Annotated in this window: 24 protein-coding genes; 15 read left to right on the forward strand and 9 right to left on the reverse strand. The window is 64.6% G+C overall.

Annotated features, from left to right (window positions below):
• The first annotated feature begins 8 nt into the window (after positions 1 to 8).
• From bamA to AACH00_RS06880, 8 genes are read left to right on the forward strand one after another with little or no spacing between them, the layout of a single operon-like run.
• Entirely contained in the window at positions 9 to 2351 is a 2343-nt protein-coding gene (gene bamA / locus AACH00_RS06845; protein WP_341398334.1) for an outer membrane protein assembly factor BamA, read from the forward strand.
• 2 nt (positions 2352 to 2353) lie between these two features.
• A complete protein-coding gene (locus tag AACH00_RS06850) occupies positions 2354 to 2857 on the forward strand; it encodes an OmpH/Skp family outer membrane protein (protein ID WP_341398469.1) in 504 nt (167 codons plus the stop codon).
• A 22-nt stretch (positions 2858 to 2879) separates the two neighbouring features.
• Positions 2880 to 3926, forward strand: a complete 1047-nt coding sequence (lpxD, locus tag AACH00_RS06855; RefSeq protein WP_423221912.1) for a UDP-3-O-(3-hydroxymyristoyl)glucosamine N-acyltransferase — start codon at positions 2880 to 2882, stop codon at positions 3924 to 3926.
• On the forward strand, positions 3923 to 4366 hold the full coding sequence (gene fabZ, locus AACH00_RS06860) for a 3-hydroxyacyl-ACP dehydratase FabZ (protein WP_341398336.1): 444 nt from the start codon (positions 3923 to 3925) through the stop codon (positions 4364 to 4366). The genes lpxD and fabZ overlap by 4 nt, the downstream gene beginning before the upstream one ends.
• Positions 4367 to 4380: 14 nt before the next feature.
• Positions 4381 to 5169 carry an acyl-ACP--UDP-N-acetylglucosamine O-acyltransferase gene (gene lpxA / locus AACH00_RS06865; protein ID WP_341398337.1) on the forward strand — a complete coding sequence of 263 codons (789 nt, stop codon included), beginning with the start codon at positions 4381 to 4383 and terminating at the stop codon, positions 5167 to 5169.
• A 22-nt stretch (positions 5170 to 5191) separates the two neighbouring features.
• On the forward strand, positions 5192 to 6334 hold the full coding sequence (lpxB, locus tag AACH00_RS06870; protein ID WP_341398338.1) for a lipid-A-disaccharide synthase: 1143 nt from the start codon (positions 5192 to 5194) through the stop codon (positions 6332 to 6334).
• Complete coding sequence (rnhB, locus tag AACH00_RS06875) at positions 6306 to 6944, forward strand: ribonuclease HII (RefSeq protein ID WP_341398339.1); 639 nt, start codon at positions 6306 to 6308, stop codon at positions 6942 to 6944. Before lpxB ends, rnhB begins: the two co-directional genes overlap by 29 nt.
• On the forward strand, positions 6934 to 7698 hold the full coding sequence (locus AACH00_RS06880; protein WP_341398340.1) for a TrmH family RNA methyltransferase: 765 nt from the start codon (positions 6934 to 6936) through the stop codon (positions 7696 to 7698). Before rnhB ends, AACH00_RS06880 begins: the two co-directional genes overlap by 11 nt.
• Positions 7699 to 7712: 14 nt before the next feature.
• Here the strand turns inward: AACH00_RS06880 and ppsR are convergent, their stop codons facing one another.
• The gene (gene ppsR, locus AACH00_RS06885) at positions 7713 to 8537 is read right to left on the reverse strand and encodes a posphoenolpyruvate synthetase regulatory kinase/phosphorylase PpsR (protein ID WP_341398341.1); all 825 of its coding nucleotides are present in this window, start codon (positions 8535 to 8537) and stop codon (positions 7713 to 7715) included.
• Positions 8538 to 8763: 226 nt separating this feature from the next.
• Between ppsR and ppsA the strand changes: the two genes are divergently transcribed.
• The 7 genes from ppsA (at position 8764) to AACH00_RS06920 (ending at position 15569) form a co-directional block, all read left to right on the forward strand.
• Positions 8764 to 11163 (forward strand): phosphoenolpyruvate synthase, encoded by a 2400-nt coding sequence (ppsA, locus tag AACH00_RS06890; protein ID WP_341398342.1) that lies wholly within the window; start codon positions 8764 to 8766, stop codon positions 11161 to 11163.
• 135 nt (positions 11164 to 11298) lie between these two features.
• The gene (gene rpsF / locus AACH00_RS06895) at positions 11299 to 11661 is read left to right on the forward strand and encodes a 30S ribosomal protein S6 (protein WP_341398343.1); all 363 of its coding nucleotides are present in this window, start codon (positions 11299 to 11301) and stop codon (positions 11659 to 11661) included.
• A 38-nt stretch (positions 11662 to 11699) separates the two neighbouring features.
• Positions 11700 to 11981: a primosomal replication protein N gene (priB, locus tag AACH00_RS06900; RefSeq protein ID WP_341398344.1), complete on the forward strand. Its 282-nt coding sequence runs from the start codon at positions 11700 to 11702 to the stop codon at positions 11979 to 11981.
• 49 nt (positions 11982 to 12030) lie between these two features.
• Positions 12031 to 12315, forward strand: coding sequence for a 30S ribosomal protein S18 (gene rpsR, locus AACH00_RS06905; protein ID WP_341398345.1), 285 nt, complete (start codon positions 12031 to 12033; stop codon positions 12313 to 12315).
• Positions 12316 to 12327: 12 nt separating this feature from the next.
• The gene (gene rplI, locus AACH00_RS06910) at positions 12328 to 12780 is read left to right on the forward strand and encodes a 50S ribosomal protein L9 (protein WP_341398346.1); all 453 of its coding nucleotides are present in this window, start codon (positions 12328 to 12330) and stop codon (positions 12778 to 12780) included.
• Between the two features lie 173 nt (positions 12781 to 12953).
• Positions 12954 to 14375 carry a replicative DNA helicase gene (gene dnaB, locus AACH00_RS06915; protein WP_341398347.1) on the forward strand — a complete coding sequence of 474 codons (1422 nt, stop codon included), beginning with the start codon at positions 12954 to 12956 and terminating at the stop codon, positions 14373 to 14375.
• A 93-nt stretch (positions 14376 to 14468) separates the two neighbouring features.
• Entirely contained in the window at positions 14469 to 15569 is a 1101-nt protein-coding gene (locus tag AACH00_RS06920; protein WP_341398348.1) for a PA0069 family radical SAM protein, read from the forward strand.
• 9 nt (positions 15570 to 15578) lie between these two features.
• On the opposite strand, the gene AACH00_RS06925 is transcribed toward AACH00_RS06920, so the two are convergent.
• The 8 genes from AACH00_RS06925 to AACH00_RS06960 all read right to left on the reverse strand — a co-directional run bounded on the left by AACH00_RS06925 (position 15579) and on the right by AACH00_RS06960 (position 24653).
• Positions 15579 to 16199 carry a sensor histidine kinase gene (locus AACH00_RS06925; RefSeq protein WP_341398349.1) on the reverse strand — a complete coding sequence of 207 codons (621 nt, stop codon included), beginning with the start codon at positions 16197 to 16199 and terminating at the stop codon, positions 15579 to 15581.
• A 29-nt stretch (positions 16200 to 16228) separates the two neighbouring features.
• Positions 16229 to 17881, reverse strand: coding sequence for a response regulator (locus tag AACH00_RS06930; RefSeq protein WP_341398350.1), 1653 nt, complete (start codon positions 17879 to 17881; stop codon positions 16229 to 16231).
• 167 nt (positions 17882 to 18048) lie between these two features.
• Positions 18049 to 19200 carry a molecular chaperone DnaJ gene (gene dnaJ / locus AACH00_RS06935; RefSeq protein WP_300459119.1) on the reverse strand — a complete coding sequence of 384 codons (1152 nt, stop codon included), beginning with the start codon at positions 19198 to 19200 and terminating at the stop codon, positions 18049 to 18051.
• A 117-nt stretch (positions 19201 to 19317) separates the two neighbouring features.
• Positions 19318 to 21258, reverse strand: a complete 1941-nt coding sequence (gene dnaK, locus AACH00_RS06940; protein ID WP_341398351.1) for a molecular chaperone DnaK — start codon at positions 21256 to 21258, stop codon at positions 19318 to 19320.
• Positions 21259 to 21347: 89 nt separating this feature from the next.
• Positions 21348 to 21890 carry a nucleotide exchange factor GrpE gene (gene grpE / locus AACH00_RS06945; protein ID WP_341398352.1) on the reverse strand — a complete coding sequence of 181 codons (543 nt, stop codon included), beginning with the start codon at positions 21888 to 21890 and terminating at the stop codon, positions 21348 to 21350.
• Between the two features lie 146 nt (positions 21891 to 22036).
• Positions 22037 to 22459 (reverse strand): RNA-binding S4 domain-containing protein, encoded by a 423-nt coding sequence (locus tag AACH00_RS06950; protein WP_341398353.1) that lies wholly within the window; start codon positions 22457 to 22459, stop codon positions 22037 to 22039.
• On the reverse strand, positions 22456 to 23877 hold the full coding sequence (locus AACH00_RS06955; protein ID WP_341398354.1) for a sensor histidine kinase: 1422 nt from the start codon (positions 23875 to 23877) through the stop codon (positions 22456 to 22458). The genes AACH00_RS06950 and AACH00_RS06955 overlap by 4 nt, the downstream gene beginning before the upstream one ends.
• Before the next feature lie 2 nt (positions 23878 to 23879).
• A complete protein-coding gene (locus tag AACH00_RS06960) occupies positions 23880 to 24653 on the reverse strand; it encodes a response regulator transcription factor (protein WP_341398355.1) in 774 nt (257 codons plus the stop codon).
• Between the last annotated feature and the right edge of the window lie 65 nt (positions 24654 to 24718).

Raw genomic sequence — 24718 nt, forward strand, 5'->3', positions numbered from 1 at the left:
CTCTTCCGATGCCAAACCCCTCTTTCCCGAGCCTGATGCGCCCGATTCCCGCGTGTGTCGTGATGGCTGTGGCCAGCCTGTCCCAGCCTGCTTTCGCCGTGGAGCCGTTCACCATCGGTGACATCCGCATCGAAGGCTTGCAGCGCGGCGACCCCGGCAGTGTCTTTGGTGCCCTGCCGTTCCGCGTGGGTGACGCCTACACCGACGACAAGGGCGCTGCCGCCCTGCGGGCTCTGTTCGCAACCGGCCTGTTCAAGGACGTCCGCATCGACCTCGACGGCAAGGTCGTCGTGATCGTCGTTGATGAGCGCTCCTTCATCGCCTCGGTGAACTTCAGTGGTTTGAAGGAGTTCGACAAGGATCAACTCTCGAAGGCCTTGAAGGACAGCGGCATCGCCGAAGGTCAGCCTTTCGACAAGGCCGTGATCGACCGTGCCGAGCAGGAAATCAAGCGCCAGTACCTGAGCCGCAGCCTGTACGGTGCTGAGGTGGTGACCACGGCCACCCCGGTTGAGCGCAACCGCGTCGACGTCACCTTCACCGTGACTGAAGGCTCGGTTGCCAAGCTGCGTGACATCAAGATCTCGGGTGCCAAGGCGTTCTCCGAGTCGACCTTGCTGGAGCTGATGGACCTGACCACGCCGGGCTGGCTGACCTGGTACACCAAGACCGACCGTTACGCCCGCACCAAGCTCAATGCCGATATCGAGAAGATCCGCTCGTTCTACCTGAACCGCGGCTACCTGGAGTTCGACATCAAGTCGACGCAGGTGACGATCTCGCCGGACAAGCAGAGCATCGACGTCGCTGTCACCATCGAAGAAGGTCAGCCTTACGTGGTCACCTCGGTGCGCCTGGAAGGCGACTACCTCGGCCGCGAGAACGACTTCCGCAACCGGGTCCGCGTCGAGCCAGGTCAGCCGTACCGCGGCGATGACGTGACCGCCACGACCCGCCTGTTCAGCGACCTGTATGCCGCTTACGGCTACGCCTTCGCCAAGGTTGAGCCGCGCACCGAGCTCGATCGCAAGACCGGGCAAGTGGTGCTGGTGCTGCAAAGCGCGCCGGGCCAACGCATCAACGTGCGCCGCGTCAACATCGCAGGCAACACCATCACCCGCGACGAAGTCATCCGCCGCGAATTCCGTCAGTTCGAATCGGCCTGGTACGACGGCCAGAAGATCAAGCTCTCGCGCGACCGCGTCGAGCGTCTGGGCTTCTTCAGCGACGTGGCGGTGGACACCAATGAAGTGCCGGGCTCGCCTGACCAGGTCGACCTGACACTGAACGTCACCGAGAAGCCCACGGGCAGCTTGCTGCTGACGGCTGGTTTTTCCAGCGCTGACCGCGTGTCGCTCAGCGCCGCGATCAAGAAGGAAAACGTCTTCGGCACGGGCAACTACCTGGGCATCGAAGTCAATACCAGCCGCCTGCAGCGCGCCCTGCAGGTCAGCACCGTCGACCCGTACTTCACCGAAGACGGCGTGTCGCGTGCGGTCGAGGTCTATTACCGCACCTCCAAGCCAGTGAACGCCATCGGCAATGTGTTCAGCCTGGCAACGCCGGGCGCGTCCATCCGTTTCGGTGTGCCGTTCACGGAAGTCGACACGGTGTTCTTCGGTGTCGGTGCGGAACAGATGCGCATCGGTACCTCCTCAGGTGTGCCGCTGAGCTACCTGAACCACGTGTCGATCTTCGGCAACAACAGCGTGGCGTTCCCGCTGACGGTGGGTTGGGCGCGCGAAGAGCGTGACAACCCGATCTCACCGATGCGTGGCCGTTATCAGCGCATCAACACCGACATGAGCGTGTTCGGCGACATGACGTACGCCCGCGTGAATGCGCAGTACCAGCAGTACTTCCCGCTGTTCAACGGTCGCTACACGCTGGGCATCAATGGCGAACTGGGCCTGGGCTATGGCCTGTTCAACAAGCCGTACCCGGTGTTCAAGAACTTCTACGGCGGTGGCCTGGGTTCTGTCCGCGTGTTCGAGCAGAACTCGCTCGGCGCGACCGACGTTACCGGCTCCTACAACGGTGGCACGAGGCGCTTGAACCTCAATGCCGAGTTGTACGTGCCCGTGCCGGGCTCCGGCAATGACAAGTCGCTGCGTCTGTTCGCCTTCGCCGATGCCGGCAATGTCTGGCGTGACAGCAGCGTCAGCGTGACCACGGCTGACCGCGAACGCGGCCGGTCGGGCAATCTTTCCGACATTCGCGCCTCTGCGGGTGTCGGCCTGAGTTGGCTCTCGCCCGTTGGACCCTTGAAGATGAGCTATGGCGCTCCTTTGCGGGCGTTCCAGGGCGATAAAATCCAACGATTCCAGTTTCAGATCGGAACGGCCTTTTGATGATGACCAAGCTCCTGAAGTTTTTTGCCGCTGCGGCTGCGGTGTCCTTCGCTCTGGGCGCGTCGGCGCAAGAGTTGAAGATCGGCTACGTGAATGGCGAGCGCGTGCTGCGCGAAGCGACGCCGGCCAAGGCGGCCCAGGCGAAGCTGGAAGCCGAGTTCAAGAAGCGTGAAGGCGAATTGAACGACACCGGCAACAAGCTGCGTACCGCCCTCGAAAAGCTCGAGAAGGACGGCCCCACGCTGGCCGAGGCCGAACGCAGCCGTCGCCAGCGCGACCTGGGCGAGCAGCAACGTGACTTCGAACGCAAGCGCCGTGAACTGGTCGAAGACCTGAACCAGCGCAAGAACGAAGAACTCGCTGCCGTGACCGAGCGCGCCAGCCGCGTCATCAAGCAGATCTTCGAGCAGGAAAAGTACGACCTGATCCTGCAGGAAGTCGTGTTTGCCGGCCCGCGCGTGGACATCACCAAGAAGGTGATCGACGCGCTCAACGCCGGCAAGTGAACGCACGCCGCGAGCCATGACCATGACCCCGGGCGCGACCGCTCCGGTCCGCCTGGCTGACATCGTCAGTGGGTTGGGCGGCGAGCTTCATGGTGATGACCAGCGCGTCATCACCCGCATTGCCTCACTCGAATCAGCCGACGAAACCAGCCTGAGCTTTCTTGCGCAGGCGCGTTTCAAGCCGCTGCTGCAGGCCACCCGCGCGGGTTGCGTGCTGGTTCGGGCCGACATGCTGCCGCTGGTGCCCGAAGGCGCCAGCGCCATCGTCACCCCCGATCCCTACCTCTACTACGCCCGCCTGACACGCTGGTGGCTGGCCCGCAAGCGCCAGTCTGACGCCGTGGGCGTGCATGGCAGCGCCGTGATCGGGCAGGGCGTGGTCATCCACCCCACCGCCACCGTGGGTGCCTTCGCCGTGATCGGTGACCGCGTCGTCATCGGTGAACACGTGGTCATCGGTTCGCACACCGAGGTGGGCTCTGATGCCGTCGTTGGCTCAGCCACCCGCATCGCCTCGCGCGTCGCCTTCGGCCATGACTGCCGGATCGGCGCCCGCGGCACCATCCACAGCGGCGCGGTGATCGGGGCGGACGGTTTCGGCTTTGCGCCATTCGAGGGCCGCTGGGAAAAGATCGAACAACTGGGTACCGTGGTGATCGGTGACGACGTTGATGTGGGCGCCAATACCTGCATCGACCGCGGTGCGCTCGACGACACCGTGCTGTCTGACGGCGTGAAGCTCGACAACCTGATCCAGATTGCCCACAACGTGCGCATCGGCGCCAACACTGCCATGGCCGGCTGCGTCGGGGTGGCAGGCAGCGCACGCATCGGCGCCGGCTGCACCTTCGGTGGCGCGGCCATGATCCTTGGCCACCTCGAGATCGGTGACAACGTCCATATCTCGGCGGCCAGCGTCGTCATGAGCTCGATCCTCAAGCCGGGTCAGTACAGCGGCGTGTTTCCGATCGATGACAATGGCAGCTGGGAAAAGAACGCAGCCACGCTGCGTCAGTTGCATACCTTGAGAACCCGCCTGCGCGCACTGGAAAAGAAAATAACACCATGATCATGGACATCCACCAGATCCTCAAACGCCTGCCCCACCGCTACCCGCTGCTGCTGGTGGACCGCGTGCAGGAGTTGGAAAAGAACGTGCGCATCCAGGCGCTGAAGAACGTCACCTTCAATGAGCCGTTCTTCACCGGTCACTTCCCGCACCGTCCGGTGATGCCGGGTGTGCTCATCCTGGAAGCGATGGCCCAGGCCGCCGCACTGCTGTCCTTCGCCTCGGCCGATACCGACCCGGGCGACGACACGGTGGTCTATTTCGCAGGCATCGACGGTGCGCGTTTCAAGCGCCCGGTCGAGCCGGGTGACCAGCTGGTCATCGAAGCGACCATCCTGCGGGTCAAGGCCGGCATCCACAAATACAGCGCCCGCGCGACCGTGGACGGCGAACTCGCCGCCGAGGCCGAGCTGATGTGCACGATGCGCAAGATCAGCTGATCAAGGGGCTGCGCATGGGTTTGATCCATCCCACCGCCCTGATTGACCCGGCCGCCGAGCTCGACAGCACGGTGGCCGTGGGTGCCTACAGCATCGTCGGGCCGCATGTGCGCGTTGGCGCCGGCACGGTCATCGGCCCGCATTGCGTGGTCGAGGGCCGAACCACCATCGGCGAGCAGAACCATTTCTTCCAGTTCAGCTCGATCGGCGCCGTGTCTCAGGACATGAGCTATGCCGGCGAGCCGACCCAGCTGGTGATTGGCGACCGCAACACCGTGCGCGAGTTCTGCACCCTGAACCTGGGCACGATGAAGGAAGAGGGCATCACCCGCATCGGCTCGGACAACTGGATCATGGCCTACGTGCACATCGCTCACGATGTACGCCTGGGTGACCACACCGTGCTGGCCAACAACGCCACGCTCGCAGGCCATGTGCATGTGGGTGACTGGGCGGTGATTGGCGGCCTGAGCGGCGTGCACCAGTTCGTGAAGATCGGTGCCCACGCGATGATCGGCTTCCAGGGGCATGTGTCCCAGGACGTGCCGCCCTTCATGACGGTTGACGGCAACCCGCTGACTGCCCGAGCGGTCAACCTGACCGGCTTGCGCCGCCGCGGTTTCAGCGACGATCGCATCCGCGTGGTGCGCCAGATGCACAAGCTGCTGTACCGGTCGGGCCTGACGCTGGAGCAATCCGTGTCGGCCATCGCAGCGCTGTCGGCGGAGGTGCCGGAAGCTGCAGGTGATGTGCAGGTGATGCTCGATTTCATTGCCAGCGCCAAGCGCGGCATCGTCCGCTGAAATGAATTCGTCTCCGGCGGAGATGCCCCCGGCTCCCCGCCTGGGGCTGGTGGCTGGCGAAGCTTCCGGCGACATGCTGGCCAGCCTGTTGCTGCAAGGTTTGCAGGCGCGCTGGCCCGGCTTGAGCGCCGCTGGCATTGGCGGCCCGAAGATGCAGGCGCAGGGCTTCAAGGCCTGGTGGCCGAGCGAGAAGCTGTCGGTCTTCGGCTACGTCGATGCCTTGCTGCACCTGCGTGAGTTGCTGGCCATCCGGCGCGCCCTGCGTGATCGCCTGTTGGCCGACCCGCCGGACCTGTTCATCGGCGTGGATGCCCCGGATTTCAACTTCGGCCTCGAAACCAGCCTGAAAGCGGCCGGCGTGAAGACTGTGCACTTCGTGTGCCCGTCGATCTGGGCCTGGCGCCCCGACCGGGTGAAGAAGCTGGCCGCGGCCGCTGACCACGTGCTGTGCTTGTTCCCGCATGAGCCGGCGTTGCTTGCGCAGCACGGTGTGGCGGCCACCTTCGTGGGCCACCCGGTGGCCGATCGTGTGTCGCTCGAGGTGCCGCAGGCAGCCGCGCGTTTGGCGCTGAATCTGGATGAGGCCGCCACGGTGGTGGCGCTGCTGCCCGGCAGCCGGCGCAGCGAGATTCGCCACATCGCGCCGCGCCTGCTGGCCGCCGCCGCCTTGATGCATCAGCGTCGCCCGGAGCTGACCTTCGTCATTCCCGTGGTGCCGGGCTTGCGACCCTTGCTTGAGCCGATGCTGGCTGCCCATGCGCCCGGTCTGAAGGTCACGCTGGTGGACGGGCGCTCGCACGAAGTGCTGGCGGCCTGCGACCTGACGCTGATCGCCAGCGGCACCGCCACGCTGGAGGCCGCGCTTTACAAGCGCCCCATGGTCATCGTTTATGCGATGCATTGGCTGAATTACCGCTACATGCGTGGCAAGGCGCTGTTGCCTTGGCACGGCTTGCCCAACATTCTGCTGCGCGACTTTGTCGTGCCCGAGCTCATCCAGGACGCCGCCACGCCAGACGCCATTGCGTCGGCCGGTCTGGCCTGGCTCGACGACGCACCGCGCCGCGAAGCGCTGCAGCAGACCTTCCTTCGACTGCACCAGACCCTGCGCCAGGACACCGCGCGCAAAGCCAGTGATGCCATCGCGAAAATTCTCGCCCGTTGAACAGATGCCACTGCACTTTGAAGTGAACGGCTTGATGGCCGGGGTGGACGAGGCCGGCCGTGGCCCGCTGGCGGGCCCGGTCGTGGCTGCCGCCGTCATCCTGGATGACCTGCACCCGATCCAGGGACTGAAAGATTCAAAGACGCTGACCGCGCGCAAGCGCGACCTGCTGTTCGACGAGATCCACGCCAAGGCGCTGTGTTTCTGCATCGCCGAGGCCACCGTTGAAGAGATCGATCGATACAACATCCTGCATGCCACGATGCTGGCCATGAAGCGGGCGGTGGAAGGCTTGCGGCTGCTGCCCGCCAAGGTGCTGGTCGACGGCAATCGTCTGCCGGTGCTGAAGGTGCCGGCGGAGGCGATCGTCAAGGGCGACTCCAAGGTGCAGGCCATTTCGGCTGCATCCATCCTGGCCAAGGTGCACCGCGACCGCCTGTGTGAGGCCATGCACCAGGCCCATCCGCAGTACGGCTTCGCCACCCACAAGGGCTATCCAACGGCTGAGCACCTGGCGGCCCTGCGCGCGCACGGTGCTGCTGCCGTGCACAGACAAACTTTCGGGCCGGTTCGCCAGGCCTTGTTGATGGGGGCGTCTGATGACCGCTGAATTGATCACGTCCAAGGACAACCCGCTGCTGCAGCGCATCCGCAAGCTGGCCGGCGAGCCCGCGGCCTATCGCAAGGCGGGTCAGGTGTGGCTGGAGGGTGATCATCTGGTGAGCGCCGCACTACAGCGGGGCTGCGCGCTGGACACGCTGGTGGTGACCGACACCGCCTGGGCCTCACGGGTGGATTGGCGCGTCTGGGCCGATCACGCACGCCGAGTGGTGCAGGTGCCCGAGGCTTTGATGCGTGGCCTGACCACCCTGGAATCACCGCCGCGCATCTGCGCGCTGATGAACCTGGGCGAATCGCCGGCCATTGCGCCAGACGTCGCCACCCTCGTGCTCGACCGACTGCAGGATGCCGGCAATGTCGGCAGCATTCTTCGCAGCGCAGCGGCGTTTGGCGTGCGGCAGGTGCTGGCCATCAAGGGCACGGCGGCGCTCTGGTCACCCAAGGTGCTGCGCGCCGGCATGGGCGCGCACTTCGCCATGCGTCTGGTGGAAGGGCTGCAGGCCGATGATCTGGCGGGCCTGACCGTGCCGCTGCTGGCCACCAGCTCGCACGCCGGCCTGGTGCTGGGCGAGGCGCAACTGCCAGTGCCCTGCGCCTGGGTGCTGGGTCATGAGGGGCAGGGCGTTGATGAGGCCCTGATGGCGCGCTGCGCCCACACCGTCAGCATTCCCCAGCCTGGCGGAGAAGAGTCACTGAACGTGGCTGCCGCGGCCGCCATCTGCCTCTTCGCCACCCGGGGCTGAAACGCCCCTCTGGCTCAGTAGATGAGCCGGTCCGGGCGGATGTCGCGCAGGATCGTGGTGGCGATTTCCTCGATCGACTTGTGGGTCGAACTCAGCCACGCGATGCTGCTGCGCTTCATCATCTGCTCGGCGGCGTTCACCTCGTAGCGGCAGTTCTCGATCGCGGCGTACTTGCTGCCCGGGCGGCGCTCATTGCGGATCTGGCTCAGGCGATCGGGGTCGATCGTCAGCCCGAAACACTTGCGCTTGTGCGGTGCGAGTGAGGAGGGCAGATGGTCGCGCTCGAAGTCTTCCGGAATCAGCGGATAGTTCGCCGCCTTGATGCCGTGCTGCATGGCCAGATAGAGCGAGGTCGGCGTCTTGCCGCTGCGGCTCACGCCCACCAGGATCACGTCGGCGGCCTGCAGGTTCTTGGCGGATTGCCCGTCATCGTGCGCCAGCGAAAAATTGATCGCCTCGATGCGGTCGTTGTATTCCTGGCTCTTCGCGGCGTCAGAGAAGCGCCCGACCCGGTGGTTGGACTTCATGCCGAACTCGTGTTCAAGCGGCTCGACGAAGGCCTTGAACATGTCCATCACCATGCCTTTGCAATGATCGGACGTCAGGATCGACCGGACATCGTCATTGGCCAGCGTGATGAACACGATCGGGCGTTTGCCTTCGGCCTCGCCGGTGGCGTTGATCTCAGACACCACGTGGGCTGCCTTCTCCATCGTGTCGATGAAGGGGCGTCGCACATGCCGGGGCTTGGCGGTGAACTGAGCGAGGATGGAATTGCCGAAGGTTTCGGCGGTGATGCCGGTGCCGTCGGACACATAAAACACGGTGCGGTTGGGCATGAATGCACGAAGAGGTTTCAGCCTAGGTTCAGCCATGATAGGCATTCCATCCGTAGAATGGCGTCATCTCGCATCCTTTTGCTGTACCCGGCCTGTAACCGGCGGCACCGATGACAGTCATGAGCCCCTGCAGTTCCTACCAAGAACTCCAACGCACTGCAGTGCGGGCTCCTGCCATGGGCGTGTGGATGGCGACACAAGTTTTTTGTTATCAAGGAGCTTCCGCATGTCTGCAACCTTCATGGCGACCGCCCTGGTCGTACCGTTTGAACAGCTGAGAATGACCGACGTCGAGGTCGTGGGCGGTAAAAACGCCAGCCTCGGTGAAATGATCAGCCAGCTCGCCGCCACCGGCGTGCGGGTGCCGGGTGGTTTCGCCACCACGGCCCACGCTTTCCGTGAGTTCCTCAACCACGGCGACCTGACCGCGAAGATCAACGCCCGCCTGGACGCCCTCGACACCGACGATGTGCGCGCGCTGGCCGAAGCCGGTGCCCAGATTCGCCAATGGGTGATCGACGCGCCGTTTCCGGCTGACTTCGAAGCGGCCGTCCGCGCCGAGTTCGACCGTGTCGTGGCGGGCTCGCCTGACGCCAGCTGGGCCGTGCGCTCGTCGGCCACCGCCGAAGACCTGCCCGACGCCTCGTTCGCCGGCCAGCAGGAAACCTTCCTGAACGTGCACGGCATCGAAGACGTGCTGCACAAGATGAAGGAGGTGTTCGCCTCTCTCTACAACGACCGCGCGATCAGCTACCGCGTCCACAAGGGCTTTGCCCATGCCGACGTGGCCTTGTCGGCCGGCGTGCAGCGCATGGTGCGCTCTGACGTCGGCTCGGCTGGCGTGATGTTCACCATCGATACCGAATCCGGCTTCAAGGACGTGGTGTTCATCACCTCCAGCTACGGCCTGGGTGAAACGGTGGTGCAGGGCGCCGTCAATCCTGACGAGTTCTACGTGCACAAGCCGGCACTCGAAGCGGGCAAGCTGGCGGTGATCCGCCGCGGCCTGGGCTCGAAGCTGATCCGCATGGAATTCAGCAGCGACGAAGAGCGCCTGGCCACCGGCAAGCTGGTCAAGACGGTGGATACGCCGCCGGAGCTGCGCAACCGCTATTCGCTGAACGATGCCGACGTGACCGAGCTGGCCCGTTACGCGCTGATCATCGAAAAGCATTACGGCCGCCCGATGGACATCGAGTGGGGCAAGGACGGCGTTGACGGTCAGCTCTACATCCTGCAAGCCCGGCCTGAAACCGTGCGCAGCCAGGCCGAGGGCCAGGTCGAGCACCGTTACAAGCTGAAGGGCCAGAGCACGGTGCTGGCCGAGGGCCGCGCCATCGGCCAGAAGATCGGCACGGGCCCGGTTCGTCTGGTCAGCTCGATCGCCGAGATGGATCGCGTGCAGCCGGGTGATGTGCTGGTCACCGACATGACCGACCCCAACTGGGAGCCGGTGATGAAGCGCGCCAGCGCCATCGTCACCAACCGGGGCGGTCGTACCTGCCACGCGGCCATCATCGCCCGCGAGCTGGGCATTCCGGCGGTCGTGGGCTGCGGTGACGCCACCGAAACCCTGGCCGACGGCGCGCTCGTCACCGTGGTGTGCTCGGAAGGTGACACCGGCTACGTCTATGACGGCCTGCTGGAAACCGAAGTCAGCGAAGTGGCCCGCGGTGAGCTGCCGTACTGCCCGGTCAAGATCATGATGAACGTCGGCAACCCGCAGCTGGCGTTCAACTTCGCGCAGATGCCGAATTCCGGCGTGGGCCTGGCCCGCCTGGAATTCATCATCAACAACAACATCGGCGTGCACCCGAAGGCCATCCTCGACTATCCAAACGTCGAGCCTGACCTGAAGAAGGCGGTTGAATCGGTGGCGCGCGGACACGCTTCGCCACGTGCCTTCTACGTCGACAAGCTGGCCGAAGGTGTGGCCACCATCGCCGCGGCCTTCTGGCCCAAGCCGGTGATCGTGCGCCTGTCCGACTTCAAGTCGAACGAGTACAAGAAGCTGATCGGTGGTTCGCGCTACGAGCCGGACGAAGAGAATCCGATGCTGGGTTTCCGCGGTGCCTCGCGCTACATCAGCGGCGAGTTCACCGATGCGTTCGGCATGGAGTGCGAGGCGCTCAAGCGCGTGCGCAACGACATGGGCCTGACCAACGTCGAGATCATGGTGCCGTTCGTGCGTACGGTTCGCCAGGCCTCGCGCGTCGGCGAGTTGCTGGCCGACCGTGGCTTGAAGCGCGGGCAAGACGGCCTGCGTCTGATCATGATGTGCGAAGTGCCGAGCAACGCCATCCTGGCCGAGCAGTTCCTGGAGCATTTCGACGGCATGTCGATCGGCTCGAATGACCTGACGCAGCTGACGCTGGGCCTGGACCGTGACTCCGGCCTGGAGCAGCTGGCGGATGACTTCGACGAGCGTGATCCGGCCGTCAAGGCGATGATCTCGCGCGCCATCGCGGCCTGCCGCGGCACGGGCAAGTACGTCGGCATCTGCGGCCAAGGCCCGAGCGACCATCCTGACTTCGCCGACTGGCTGGCGCAGGAAGGCATCGTGTCGATCTCGCTGAACCCGGACTCGGTGATCGAGACCTGGAAGCGTCTGGCCAGCCAGAAGTAAGCGGCCCACAGCCGTTCACGCATACAAGGGGCCGGCACATGCCGGCCCCTTGTGCTATGATGATCGGCTTTCCCTTGTCGTACCAGCCTTGACGCGCAGGGCGACTTCCTCCAATGGAACCCAAAAGGAGTTTTCATGCGTCACTATGAGATCGTGCTGCTGATCCATCCGGATCAGAGCGAACAGGTTCCGGCCATGCTGGAGCGTTACAAGAGCCTCGTCACCACCGGTGGTGGCAAGGTCACCCGAGTGGAAGACTGGGGCCGCCGTCAGCTGGCCTACATGATCCAGAAGCTCGCGAAGGCACATTACCTGTGCCTGAACATCGAGTGCTCGAACGAAGTTCTGGCTGAACTCGAGACCGGCTTCCGCTTCAACGACGCCGTGCTGCGTCACCTGACTGTCAAGCAAGACGCCGCCGTGACCGGCCCGTCCGTGATGATGAAGTCGGTTGAAAAGGAAGAAGCTCGCAAGGCTGCGCAGGACACTGCCGCCTGAGTTCGCACAGGGTTGTCTGATCAGTCGAGGTGTTGTTCATGAACCGTCTGGTTCTTGCTGCCAAGCTGATCGAAAAAAGCGCACTGCGTTACACCCCGGCCGGCATACCGGCCCTGGATCTGCAACTGATGCATGAATCCACGGTCAGTGAAGACGGTCAGCCCCGCAAGGTTTCCATGGAAATCAGAGCGGTTGGCATCGGGGGAATCACCTCGCGTTTGCAGTCCGTGGCACTGGGAGTGCCAGTCGAAATGGCTGGTTTTCTCGCCGCCACGCGCAACGGCAAAGGCATCGTGTTTCACGTCACTGAAGTCGCCTGACCAACCCGAACCTGTTTCCCAATCCGGATAGAAATTTACCGAGGCCATCATGCCCCCTCCAAAGAGCCGTTTTTCCAAGGACCGTCGTCCCAAGCGCAACCAGCAATCGCTGCTGTTCCGTCGCAAGAAGTTCTGCCGCTTCACCGTCACTGGCGTCGAGTCGATCGACTACAAGGACGTGGACCTGCTGCGTGACTTCATCGGCGAAAACGGCAAGATCACGCCGGCCCGCCTGACCGGCACCCGCGCTTTCTTCCAGCGTCAGCTGACCAACGCCATCAAGCGTTCGCGCTTCCTGGCCATGCTGCCGTACAGCGACCAGCACCGCGTCTAAGGAGACAACACCATGCAAATCATCCTGCTGGACAAGGTTGCAAACCTGGGCAACCTGGGCGATATCGTCAAGGTCAAGGACGGCTACGCTCGCAATTTCCTGATCCCGTCGAAGCGCGCTCGTCGTGCCACCGATGCGGCCATCAAGGAATTCGAAGCTCGCCGCGCTGAATTGGAAAAGGTTGCCGCCGAGAAGCTGGCCGCTGCTCAAGCTGTCGGCGAAAAGCTGACCGGCCTGACCGTGGTTGTCAGCCAGAAGGCTGGCGTTGACGGCCGCCTGTTCGGTTCGGTCACCAACCATGACGTGGCCGAAGGCCTGGTCAAGGCTGGCTTCCAGATCGCCAAGGCGCAAGTGCGCATGCCGAATGGCCCGCTGAAGGCTGTTGGCGAACACCCGGTGAGCGTCGCTGCTCACACCGACGTGGTGGTTGAAATCACCGTCAAGGTCATCGCTGCTGTCGAGTGATCCTGACGGCGGTTCACCGCACGTTTGAAGGGGCCGGTTTTCGAACCGGCCCTTTTTCATTTCCGGGGCCAACTTCCGCAGCACCTGCTGCGTCTACTTCTGCACTGAAGTTCCCCAGGCTGTCCACAGCTTTGTCCACAGCGCCCCCTCAGGCCTGAACGTATCATCTGACGATGTCCACGATCTTCGATTCCTTCGACCCGCAGTCCGCCCCGCGTGACCCCGAAATCGCGAAGCTGCGCGTGCCGCCGCATTCCGTCGAGGCCGAGCAAAGCGTGCTGGGCGGCTTGATGCTCGACAACGGCGCGTGGGACCGGGCCGCCGATGTGCTCAAGGACGACGACTTCTACCGCTACGAGCACAAGACGATCTTCGCCGCCATTGGCGCGCTGATCAGCGCCAGCAAGCCGGCCGACGTCATCACGGTGTTCGAGCAGTTGCAGATGCTGGGCAAGGCCGAAGAGTGCGGTGGTCTGGGTTACCTCAACGGCCTGGCGCAGAGCGTGCCTAGCGCGGCCAACCTTCGCCGCTATGCCGAGATCGTTCGCGAGCGCGCCATCCTGCGCAAGCTGATTGCCGCAAGCGACGAGATCGCGACGCAGGCCTTCAATCCGCTGGGCAAGCAGGTCACGCAGATCCTGGACGAAGCCGAAGGCAAGATCTTCAAGATTGGCGAAGAAGGGCAGCGCACCAAGCAGGGTTTCCAGAGCATGGACAACCTGGTGATGCAGCTGATCGACCGGGTGACCGAGCTGGCTGAAAACGGCGCTGAAGACGTCACGGGTGTGCGCACCGGCTTCTTCGAGCTTGACCGCATGACCGCCGGCTTGCAGGGCGGTGACCTCATCATCCTGGCAGCGCGGCCGTCGATGGGCAAAACCGCCTTCGCGTTGAACATTGCCGAGAACGTCGCCGTGGCCGAAGGCCTGCCCGTGGTGGTGTTCTCCATGGAAATGGGCGCGGCGCAGCTGGCGCTTCGTCTGGTGGGTTCACTGGGGCGGATTGACCAGTCCGGCCTGCGTACCGGCCGCCTGCGCGATGAAGACTGGGGCCGCCTGACCGAGGCCGTCGACAAGCTGTCGAAGTCGTCGATCTTCATCGATGAAACCCCTGCCTTGAACCCGGCCGAGTTGCGCGCCCGGGCGCGGCGCCAGGCCCGCCAATGCGGCAAGCTCGGCCTGATCGTCATCGACTACCTGCAGCTGATGAGCGGCAGCAATTCCAGCAGCGGCGAAAACCGGGCGACCGAGATTTCGGAAATTTCCCGGGGCCTGAAAGCGCTGGCCAAGGAGTTGAACTGCCCGGTGATTGCCTTGTCGCAGTTGAACCGGTCGGTTGAAACCCGTACCGACAAGCGGCCAATGATGTCTGACCTGCGGGAGTCGGGCGCCATCGAGCAGGATGCGGACGTGATCATGTTCATCTACCGCGACGACTACTACAACCGCGAAGATTCCAAGGTGCCGGGCACCGCGGAAATCATCATCGGCAAGCAGCGTAACGGCCCGGTCGGCTCATTGCACCTCGCGTTCCTGAAGCAGCAGACCCGGTTCGACAACCTCGCTCCCGACGTCTCGTACGGCAGCGAATACTGATCTTGCCTCCACAGGTGTGCTGTATGAAAATACAGTATGCCTGTTGATGACCACCCTGAACCACCTTGCGCGGCGACCCTGCCGCAGCCGCCCATGCTCAGAGGCAGGGGAACCGGTTGGGCGATCGCGACGCGCTTCGCGCTTGATCAGCGTGAGGCCATTGACGACGGCTGGGGCTCGCTCGAGCAAGCCGTCGATGAGCAGCCTGCGGGGCAGCCCACCCAGATCATCGAGGAGCGCGTCAAGCGCATCCTGAGCAGCAACGATTCACCGGACATCAGCTTTGATCTGTCGGTGAATCCGTATCGCGGCTGTGAGCATGGCTGCATTTATTGCTACGCACGGCCCACCCACAGCTACCTCAACCTGTCGCCCGGGCTGGATTTCGAGACCCGCATCGTCGCCAAGGTGAATGCGGCCGAACAGCTGCGTGTGGCGTTCTCCCGCCGTGGCTATCAGCCGGCCCTGCTGAACGTGGGTTCGATCACCGATGCCTACCAGCCGGTGGAGCGCAAGTTGCGCATCACGCGCTCGGTGGTGGAGGTGCTCAGCGAATGCAGCCATCTGTTTTCCGTGATCACCAAATCGTCGGGCATCGAGCGCGACATCGACCTGCTCGCGCCGATGGCCGCGCGGCAACTGGCGGCAGCCTATGTGTCGATCACCACGCTGGACCCTGCGCTGGCCCGCATCCTGGAGCCCCGCGCAGCAGCGCCAGAGCGTCGGCTGCGCACCATCCGCACCTTGAGCGACGCAGGCATTCCGGTGGGGGTGAACGTGTCGCCCATCATCCCGTTCATCAACGAGCCCGAGCTGGAGCGCATCCTTGAGGCGGCTGCCCAGGCCGGTGCCACCTCGGCGTTCTGCGTGGTGCTGCGGTTGCCCTGGGAGGTCAACCCGCTGTTCCAGCACTGGCTGGAAACGCATTTTCCCGACCGTGCAAGGCGGGTGATGGCCCGGGTACGCGACATGCGGGGCGGCAAGGACAACGATGCCCAATTCGGCAGCCGGATGACCGGGCAGGGGATCTGGGCGGATCTGATTCGCCAGCGGTTCAGAAAGGCCGCGGCGCGGTTTGGCTTGGTGCGCCAGCGTGTCGAGCTGGACCTCGGGCAATTTCAGCCGCCGATGCGAGCTGGAACGGCCGCAACCGCCTCTGATACGGGCGCGCCGCAGCAGGCCAGCCTCTTCTGAGGCGCCAGTTCAGGGCAGCGTCAATTCAAAGCGTGTGCCGCCTTCGGGCCTGGTCTGGGCAGTGGCCGTGCCGGTGCGTTGGCCGCGGCGATGGGCCTTGGCCACGGAGGCACACAGCGTCAGCCCCAGGCCGGTGCTCTGCCCGTTGCTCTCCTGCAGACCGGGGCCGTCATCGTCAACCGCCAGGTGCAGGGCGCCGGCGTCGCTCCAGCTGCGCAGCCACACTTGTTTCCGGGCGAAGCGCTGCGCGTTGTGAATGGCTGCATCCAGCGCCATGCTGACCAGCCGGCGGTCGAAGTACCAGCAGGCTGGTATCGGACCGGCGTCGTGGTGCACCAGCGGCGCTGGCAGGTCCGGGCGCATCGCCTTGGCGCGGTCAGCTGCGGCTTGCAGCAATTCCTCGGGCGACTCGTCCTCGCACCACACCGGCAGCCCCTGGGCGTCGTTCAGCTCGCCCGCTTCCACGGTCAGCCATTGGACGAAGCGCAGGCGCAACTCCTGACACTGGTGATGGGCCGTGCCGGCATCCTCGGCATTGGGCAACACACGCAGGCGGCTGAGCTGCTCTTCCAGGCTGCCCAGCGCATTCTTCAGGTCATGCAGCACCAGCGCCGTGAGGGTCGGGTTCATGGGGTGCGGCCGGGCGTTCAGGTCAGCGCTCAGGCGGCCAGACCTGCAGCCTTGTTCTCTGCGTTCAAGGTGGCCACGGTGTCGCGGTAATAGCGCTGCATCTGGGTCACGCGGTCGTTGGCGGGCATCAGGGTTTCGAGACGCGCCAGGTACAGCCGCACGCGCTCCACCACCGCTGAATTCAGTTGCTTCTTCAGGCGCAGCGACAGGCAGTTCATCTGGGCCGCCTGCAGCAGCACACCGGTGTTTTCAGGGTAGTCGGCCACCGCTGATTCAATGGCCGAGAGGGCTTCGTCGATCTTGCTGTCGCGGAACAGGCTCTTGGCTTCCTTGACGCGTGTTTCCAGCCCGGCGGCCGCGGCCTCAATCAGCGACTGCACCTTGTCTTCGTGCCCGGTGTCCCGCAGCGCATTGCCGATCAGTTGCTGCAAACGGGTGTTCTCATGGTCGGCGCTGATGGCTTGTTCCATCAGGGCCAGGCCGGCTGCTTCATTGCCGTCGAGCAACTCGGCCTTGGCGAGCGCCACGGTGCCGAAGTCGGCCTTGGCTTTGCGCAAGCCACTGCGGGCACGCTCCAGCGTCGCCTTTGCGGCTTGTTCCTGGCCGCCACGCAGTTGTGCCTGTGCCTTGATGGCCAGTGACACCGCCTCGAAGGCCGGGTCCTGGCGGTTCAGCTTGACGCCGTCATTCATCAAATTGACGGCTTCGTTGTATTCGCCCCGGTCGACCAGCGTCTGGCCCAGCCACAGCATGTCCTGGGTCTGCGCCGTGATCGACGACTTGGTCAGCTTGGTGACCTTCTGGAAGCTGTCCTTGGCCGTTTCCAGATCGCCATTGCGGTAGGCGCTTTCGCCCAGCAGGCGGTGGCGTCGAGCCGATGGCACCACCGTGGCGGCATCGCGCAGCACCCACATGGCGCCGTGAGCGTCGCCTTCGGCCTCCATGGATTCAGCGATCACGTCATAGGCGGCCACGAGCTTGTCACCTTCCGGCGATTCGATCAGTTCCGTCGCGATCTGGCGGGCGTCGGCAAATTTGCCGGCGGCCTTGTGGGCCCGCGCCAGGCCCAGGCGCGCCCACACCAGATCGGGGCGCTCGTCCAGGGCCGCGTAGAAGCAGGTCTTGGCATCTTCATGGCGGCCCATCTGCAGCAGGGTCTGGCCCTTGTACTGCAGGGCCTGCATCAGCCAGCGGTCGCGCCGGGCGATGAGCTCGTCGCAGCAGGCCACGGCACCGGCCCAGTCCTTCTTCTGCAGCTTGGCGAGGATCGGCAGCAGGGCCTGGCGGCGCTCCAGCTGGCTGCGCAGGCGCTCACCGATGTCGGTGGCGGTGATCGGCTTGAGCAGGTAGGCGTCGGGCTTGTGCTCGTTGGCGGCGGCCACCGAGGCATAGGCGCCTTCGGCCGTGACCATGAAGAACAGGGCGTCGGCCGCCAGCAGGTTCTGGTCGCGCAGGTGCTCCAGCAGCTGCTGGCCGTCCGTGCGGGCGTTCAGGTTGTAGTCGCAGAGGATCAGGTTGTAGGGCCTGCTGCGGATCATCCGGATCGCGTCCTCAGCGGTGGTCGACGCATCCACCTTGCCGATGCCGAGCGAGCTCAATTGCCCGCGCAGCGTGGTTTGCTGCACCGACATGTCATCGATGATCAGCGCGGTCAGCGTCGCAAAATTGGGCAAGGTGGCCATGGCGGTTTCAGCAGGGCTGGCTAGTGATAGTCAACGTCCGGCAGTGAGAGTACATGTCGGGTTTTCGTCCACAGCGCACCAGACTTGAGCACACGGCCTGTGCCCAGCAATGAAAAGGGCCCGCGAGGACGGTGTCCGCGCGGGCCCTGTCAGCCTGGGGGGCTGAATTACTTGAACAAATCCTTCACCCGGTCGGTCCAGCTCTTGGCATTCGGTGAATGCTTTTCGCCGCCCTTGCGGAAGGATTCATCCAGCTCCTTCATCAGCTTGCGCTGGTGTTCGGTGAGCTTGACCGGCGTTTCCACCGTCACGTGGCAGTACAGATCGCCCGGGTAGGACGAGCGGATGCCCTTGATGCCCTTGCCGCGCAGGCGGAAGGTCTTGCCGTGCTGGGTGCCGTCGGGCAGCTCGATCTCGACCTTGCTGTTCAGCGTCGGCACCTCGATGGCGCCACCGAGCGCAGCCGTGGTCAAGCCGATCGGCACGGTGCAGTGCAGGTCGTCGCCGTCACGCTCGAAGATGTCGTGCTGCTTGATCCGGATCTCGATGTAGAGGTCACCCGCCGGGCCGCCATTCGTGCCGGGCTCGCCATTGCCGGCTGAACGAATGCGCATGCCTTCGTTGATGCCGGCCGGGATCTTCACCTCCAGGGTCTTCTGGCGCTTGATCTTGCCGGCGCCGTTGCAGCTGGTGCAGGGCTCTGGAATGATCTTGCCGGTGCCCTGGCAGTGCGGGCAGGTCTGCTGCACGCTGAAGAAGCCCTGGCGCATGTGCACCGTGCCGGCGCCATTGCAGGTGCCGCAGGTCTTGGCTTTGGTGCCGGGCTTGGCACCCGTGCCGCCACAGGTATCGCAGTTGTCCCAGCTCGGGATGCGGATCTGGCTGTCTTTGCCGAAGGCCGCTTCCTCCAGCGTGATTTCCATCGCATAGCTGAGGTCGTTGCCGCGGTACACCTGCTGGCCACCACCACGACGTCCGCCGCCACCCTGGCCACCGAAGATGTCGCCGAAGATGTCGCCGAAGGCCTCGGCAAAGCCGCCGCCGAAGCCTTCGCCGCCCGGGCCGCCGCGTCCGCCACCCATGTTCGGGTCAACGCCGGCATGGCCATACTGGTCGTAGGCGGCACGTTTCTGGCCGTCCGAGAGCATCTCGTAGGCCTCCTTGGCCTCCTTGAACTTCTCTTCGGCTTCCTTGGCGCCCTCACCCTGATTGCGGTCAGGGTGGAACTTCATGGCCAGCTTGCGATAGGCCTTCTTGATCTCTTCCTCGGTTGCGGTCTTGGCCACACCCAGGATCTCGTAAAAGTCACGCTTTGCCATTGCAGGTCTCGAACTCGTGAAACAAAACCGCCGCGTGGAGGGTCAGGGCAGGCCTGGCACCTCGAACGCGGCGAGATATCGCGGCGGCGCCGGAGCGCACGCCGGGATATCGGCAGATCACTTCTTGACTTCCTTGAACTCGGCGTCAACCACGTTGTCGTCAGCCGGCTTGGCCGATTCTGCACCGGCACCGGCTTCAGCACCTGCCGACGCGCCGGCAGCGGCTTGTGCAGCCTGCTGTTCGGCATAGACCTTCTCGCCCAGCTTCTGGCTGGCGGTCATCAGGGCTTCGGTCTTGGCGTCGATGGCCGCCTTGTCCTCGCCCTTCAGCGCTTCCTCAGCGTCCTTCAGGGCGGCTTCGATGGCTTCCTTCTCGCTGGCTTCGAGCTTGTCACCATGCTCAGCCAGGCTCTTCTTGACCGAGTGGATCATGCCGTCAGCCTGGTTGCGGGCCTGCACCAGCTCCAGCTTCTTGGCGTCTTCCGCAGCGTTCAGCTCGGCGTCCTTCACCATCTTCTGGATCTCGTCTTCCGACAGACCCGAGTTGGCCTTGATGGTGATCTTGTTTTCCTTGCCGGTGGCCTTGTCCTTGGCGCCGACGTGCAGGATGCCGTTGGCGTCGATGTCGAAGCTCACCTCGATCTGCGGCAGGCCACGCGGTGCGGGGGCAATGCCTTCCAGGTTGAACTCACCCAGGCTCTTGTTGCCCGCGGCCAGCTCACGCTCGCCCTGGTACACCTTGATGGTCACGGCCGGCTGGTTGTCGTCGGCCGTCGAGAACACCTGTGCGAACTTGGTCGGGATGGTGGTGTTCTTCTTGATCATCTTGGTCATCACGCCGCCCAGGGTCTCGATGCCCAGGCTCAGCGGGGTGACGTCCAGCAGCAGCACGTCCTTGCGGTCGCCGCCCAGCACCTGGCCTTGAATGGCGGCGCCCACGGCGACGGCTTCGTCAGGGTTGACGTCCTTGCGCGGCTCCTTGCCGAAGAACTCCTTGACCTTGTCCTGCACCTTGGGCATGCGCGACATGCCGCCGACCAGGATCACGTCGTCAATGTCCGACACCTTCACGCCAGCATCCTTGATGGCGGTGGCGCAAGGAGCGATGGTGCGCTCGATCAGCTCTTCCACCAGGGCTTCCAGCTTGGCGCGCGACAGCTTGATGTTCAGGTGCTTCGGGCCGGTGGCATCTGCCGTGATGTAGGGCAGGTTCACGTCGGTGGCCGACGAGGACGACAGCTCGATCTTGGCCTTTTCAGCGGCTTCCTTCAGACGCTGCAGAGCCAGCACGTCCTTGGTCAGATCAACGCCTTGTTCCTTCTTGAACTCGGCAATGATGTAGTCGATGATGCGCTGGTCGAAGTCTTCGCCGCCCAGGAAGGTGTCACCGTTGGTCGACAGCACTTCGAACTGCATCTCGCCGTCCACGTCGGCGATTTCGATGATCGAGACGTCGAACGTGCCGCCGCCCAGGTCATACACGGCGATCTTGCGATCACCCTTGCCGTGCTTGTCCAGGCCGAAGGCCAGGGCTGCAGCGGTCGGCTCGTTGATGATGCGCTTGACGTCCAGGCCTGCGATGCGGCCGGCGTCCTTGGTGGCCTGACGCTGGGCGTCATTGAAGTAGGCCGGCACCGTGATCACGGCTTCGGTCACTTCTTCACCGAGGTAGTCCTCGGCGGTCTTCTTCATCTTGCGCAGCACTTCAGCCGAGACCTGCGGGGGCGCCAGCTTCTTGCCGCGCACTTCCACCCAGGCGTCGCCGTTGTCAGCGGCGGCAATGGTGTAGGGCATCAGGTTGATGTCCTTCTGCACTTCCTTCTCGGTGAGCTTGCGGCCGATCAGGCGCTTCACCGCGTACAGCGTGTTGCGCGGGTTGGTCACGGCCTGCCGCTTGGCCGAGGCGCCGACCAGCACTTCGCCGTCTTCCTGGTAAGCGATGATCGACGGGGTCGTGCGGGCGCCCTCGGCGTTCTCGATCACCTTGGTCGAGTTGCCTTCCATGATGGCCACGCACGAGTTCGTGGTGCCCAGGTCAATACCAATGATCTTGCCCATGTTCTTTTCTCCTGAAGGGAAGTTCCGTTGATCGGAAAATGTGGATGTTTGAGGGTGTTTCAAGGGCCAGAGCCCTTGATGCACAGGTCTTATTTCGGGGCGGCCACCGTCACCAGGGCCGGACGCAGCACGCGGTCGGCGATCAGGTAACCCTTTTGCAGCACGGCCACGACGGTGTTGGCGTCCTGGTCAGCCGGCACCATGCTGATGGCCTGGTGTTGATGCGGGTCGAACTTGGTGCCCACCGGCGGGTTGATGTCGAGCACCTTGTTGCGCTCCAGCGCCTGGGCCAGCTGGCGCAGCGTGGCATGCACGCCTTCCAGCACCTTGTCCAGCGGCGCGTCGGGCATCGCGATGGCGGCTTCGAGGCTGTCCTTCACCGGCAGCATGCTGTCGGCGAAAGATTCAACCGCGAACTTGCGGGCCTTGCTGATTTCGTCTTCGGCGCGGCGGCGGATGTTCTCGCCTTCGGCCTTGGCGCGCAGGAAGGCATCACCGGCTTCAGCCAGCTTCGCTTCCAGCTCCGCCACGCGGGCTTCCAGGGTCGGTTCAGCAGCAACGGCAGCCGGCGCAGCCTGGCCTTCGGCGTCGGTGGCGGGCGTGGTGTCGAGGGTGGGGTCGTTCTGGCTCATGTGAATCAGGTGTGTTTGTCAGGCGATCAAAACGCCGGCATGCACGGGAACTGGGGATCGTTCCCGTACATTCAAGAGGGCCTTTTGAAAAATTTTTGGCGCAGGCCGGGTTGCGGGCAGAGCTGCATTTGGCCGAACGGCCGCGATCACTCGTCGGCGCTGGCGCTCCAGCGCTGCCAATCGGCCAGCTGGCGCCGGTCTCGCTTGGTCGGGCGGCCGTGCTCGATGGCCTGGGCGGGCTCAACGCCCTGGCGCCGTGCTTCTCTGGCTTGTTCGCGGGCAGCCAGGCTGGCGGCGGTGTCGGTGTAGAGCTGCTGGGCGATCGGCGCCGGGCCACGCAGTTCGCTCAAGCCCAGCACCTCGATGATGCGCGGCGGCATGCCGGGCTCACGCAGCGTGAGCTCGTCGCCCAGGCGCACGTCTTTCGACGGCTTGGCGGGCTGGCCGTTCACTTCCACCCGGTTCTTGCCGATGGCATCCACCGCCAGGGCGCGGGTCTTGAAAAATCGGGCGGCCCAGAGCCATTTGTCCAGGCGGACCGGGTGGGCGCAGAGTTTCGGTTCGTTCACAGCGCCTGATTGTCCGTCAACGGCAGGCGCACCACGGCGTCCAGGCCCTCGATCCGGCCCTGTTGCACGCGGTTGTTCAGCTCGATCTGGCCGCCGAGCAGGATCACGATGTCGTGGCAGATGGCCAGGCCCAGCCCCGAGCCGCTGCGCAAATCGCCGGCGGCGAAGGGCTGGAACAGCCGGGCGCGCTGGTCCTGGCCGATGCCCGGTCCGCTGTCGCTGATGGTCAGCGCGGCCCATCGGCCATCGTTCACCAGCTGCACATCCAGCCGGCTGCCGGGCGGGCAATGCTTGATCGCGTTGTGCAGCAGGTTGCGGGTCAGCTCCCGCAGCGCCCAGTCGTGGCTGCGCACCGGAGCGGGGGTGGTGTCGATGCCGAAATCGATGCCGGCATCGGCAATCAGCGGCGACACATCCAGCGCAATCGCGCGGGCAACTTCGGCCCAGTCCTGCACCGGCGCGTCGTCTTGCTGGCGCATCTGGTCGACCTTGGCGAGCGCCAGCATCTGGTTGGCCAGCGTGGCAGCGCGGGTCACGGTTTCATCGATCTCGGCCAGCGCGGACGGCGCATCAAGATCACCTCGGCGGGCCGACTGCACCTGCACCTTCAGCACCGCCAGCGGCGTCCGCAGCTGGTGCGAGGCGTCGCGCACGAAACGCTTCTGGTGCTCCAGCAGGTCCCGCAGGCGCTGCATCAGGTCGTTGGTGGCCGCCACCAGTTGCTGCAATTCGCGCGGCGCGTCGTCGGCCTCGATCGGGGTGAGATCGCCTCCGGCGCGTGAGCGCAGCTGGTGGCTGATGCGCCGCACGGGTTGGGTGGCCCGGTGAACCACGAAGGCCACCACCGCGGCGATGATCAGCACCAGCCCGGCTTGGCGCCAGATGGTGTCGATCAGCAGGCTGCGGGCGAGCGTTTCGCGCAGCTCCAGGGTTTCGGCCACCTGCACCACGGCCATGCCCTGGCCCGTGCTCCAGGTGACGGGCTGAAGCAGCACGGCCATGCGGATGGGCTGGCCCTGGTACTCGGCGTCGTAGAAATCAACCAGCGCAGCGTAGGGGCCGCGCAAAGGCAGCTTGCCCTTCCAGGCCGGCAGCGCCGAGAAGCCCGACACCATTTCCCCGTCGAAGCCGGTGACCTTGTAGTACAGCCGGCTGCGGTTGTCGGCCTCGAAGGGCTCCAGGGCCGAGTACAACATCGTCGACTTGACCCGGGTCTTGCCGTCCAGCTCGGTCACTTCAAGCAGGTCGCCGATCGACTTGGCCGTGGCCAGCAGGGTGCGGTCGTAGGCGGTGTCGGCGGCTCGCAAGGCCTGACGGTAGAGCACGGCCGAATTCAGCGCCACCACGGCGATGACCGGCAGCAGCAAGCCCCGCAGCAGCCGGCCGCGCAGCGAAAACGATCGGGACCAGCGCCACATGTTCAAGCGCTGCGTCCGGTGGTCGGTCCGGCGGGCGTGTCATTGCCGCTGCCTGCGCCGTTGCCTGTGCCGTTGCCCTGATTACCCGGGTCCGCACGCAGCAGGTAGCCCAGGCCGCGCAAGGTGACCAGGGCCACGCCCGTGCCGGTCATGCGTTTGCGAAGGCGGTAGGCCACTACTTCCACGGCCTCCAGCTGCACTTCCGTCTGGCCCGGAAAGATCGCGTCGAACAGGCGCTCCTTCGTCACTGCATGGCCCGGCCGCTGGAGCAGGGCGCGCAGCATCGCTGCCTCCCGCGGGGCCAGCTCCATTGCCTCCTGACGCAGGTACACGGCGCCACTTTCGGGGTCGACCTGCAGGCCGCAGAAGCTGGGTGTGCGGGTCTGCAGCGGGTTGGTTTCGCGCAGGGCGGCGGCGGGCAGGCGGCGGCTCATCGCGCGGATCCGTGCTTCCAGCTCGTCGAGATCAAACGGCTTGGGCAGGTAGTCGTCGGCGCCGGTGTTCAGGCCGATGATGCGGTCGCCGATCGTGCCGCGTGCGGTGAGGATCATCACCGGCGTGACCAGCCCGGCGGCACGCGCGTCCTCCAGCACCTGCAGTCCGTCGCGGCCGGGCAGGCTGAGGTCGAGCAGCACGATGTCGGGCAGGGTGGCCTGCCAGCGATCAAGCGCGCGGCCACCATCCCCGCAGCACACCACCTGCATGCCACGGCGCTCCAGCGTGCGCTGCAGGGTGGCCTGCATCGCCGGGTCGTCTTCAATCAGCAATACCTTCATCACCCCGTCACCATAGCGCATGGCGGGGCAGGGGATTTCCCTCATGTCTTCGACAGGCACCTGAC

Origin of the sequence: Ideonella margarita, assembly GCF_038066635.1 — a bacterium.
Classification (GTDB): Bacteria; Pseudomonadota; Gammaproteobacteria; order Burkholderiales; family Burkholderiaceae_C; genus Ideonella; species Ideonella margarita.

Coding starts and splice junctions, on each gene's coding strand:
- bamA (WP_341398334.1), top strand. CDS start 9: ATGCCAAACCCCTCTTTCCCGAGCCTGATGCGCCCGATTCCCGCGTGT.
- AACH00_RS06850 (WP_341398469.1), top strand. CDS start 2,354: ATGACCAAGCTCCTGAAGTTTTTTGCCGCTGCGGCTGCGGTGTCCTTC.
- lpxD (WP_423221912.1), top strand. CDS start 2,880: ATGACCCCGGGCGCGACCGCTCCGGTCCGCCTGGCTGACATCGTCAGT.
- fabZ (WP_341398336.1), top strand. CDS start 3,923: ATGATCATGGACATCCACCAGATCCTCAAACGCCTGCCCCACCGCTAC.
- lpxA (WP_341398337.1), top strand. CDS start 4,381: ATGGGTTTGATCCATCCCACCGCCCTGATTGACCCGGCCGCCGAGCTC.
- lpxB (WP_341398338.1), top strand. CDS start 5,192: ATGCCCCCGGCTCCCCGCCTGGGGCTGGTGGCTGGCGAAGCTTCCGGC.
- rnhB (WP_341398339.1), top strand. CDS start 6,306: ATGCCATCGCGAAAATTCTCGCCCGTTGAACAGATGCCACTGCACTTT.
- AACH00_RS06880 (WP_341398340.1), top strand. CDS start 6,934: ATGACCGCTGAATTGATCACGTCCAAGGACAACCCGCTGCTGCAGCGC.
- ppsR (WP_341398341.1), bottom strand. CDS start 8,537: ATGCCCAACCGCACCGTGTTTTATGTGTCCGACGGCACCGGCATCACC.
- ppsA (WP_341398342.1), top strand. CDS start 8,764: ATGTCTGCAACCTTCATGGCGACCGCCCTGGTCGTACCGTTTGAACAG.
- rpsF (WP_341398343.1), top strand. CDS start 11,299: ATGCGTCACTATGAGATCGTGCTGCTGATCCATCCGGATCAGAGCGAA.
- priB (WP_341398344.1), top strand. CDS start 11,700: ATGAACCGTCTGGTTCTTGCTGCCAAGCTGATCGAAAAAAGCGCACTG.
- rpsR (WP_341398345.1), top strand. CDS start 12,031: ATGCCCCCTCCAAAGAGCCGTTTTTCCAAGGACCGTCGTCCCAAGCGC.
- rplI (WP_341398346.1), top strand. CDS start 12,328: ATGCAAATCATCCTGCTGGACAAGGTTGCAAACCTGGGCAACCTGGGC.
- dnaB (WP_341398347.1), top strand. CDS start 12,954: ATGTCCACGATCTTCGATTCCTTCGACCCGCAGTCCGCCCCGCGTGAC.
- AACH00_RS06920 (WP_341398348.1), top strand. CDS start 14,469: ATGCTCAGAGGCAGGGGAACCGGTTGGGCGATCGCGACGCGCTTCGCG.
- AACH00_RS06925 (WP_341398349.1), bottom strand. CDS start 16,199: ATGAACCCGACCCTCACGGCGCTGGTGCTGCATGACCTGAAGAATGCG.
- AACH00_RS06930 (WP_341398350.1), bottom strand. CDS start 17,881: ATGGCCACCTTGCCCAATTTTGCGACGCTGACCGCGCTGATCATCGAT.
- dnaJ (WP_300459119.1), bottom strand. CDS start 19,200: ATGGCAAAGCGTGACTTTTACGAGATCCTGGGTGTGGCCAAGACCGCA.
- dnaK (WP_341398351.1), bottom strand. CDS start 21,258: ATGGGCAAGATCATTGGTATTGACCTGGGCACCACGAACTCGTGCGTG.
- grpE (WP_341398352.1), bottom strand. CDS start 21,890: ATGAGCCAGAACGACCCCACCCTCGACACCACGCCCGCCACCGACGCC.
- AACH00_RS06955 (WP_341398354.1), bottom strand. CDS start 23,877: ATGTGGCGCTGGTCCCGATCGTTTTCGCTGCGCGGCCGGCTGCTGCGG.
- AACH00_RS06960 (WP_341398355.1), bottom strand. CDS start 24,653: ATGAAGGTATTGCTGATTGAAGACGACCCGGCGATGCAGGCCACCCTG.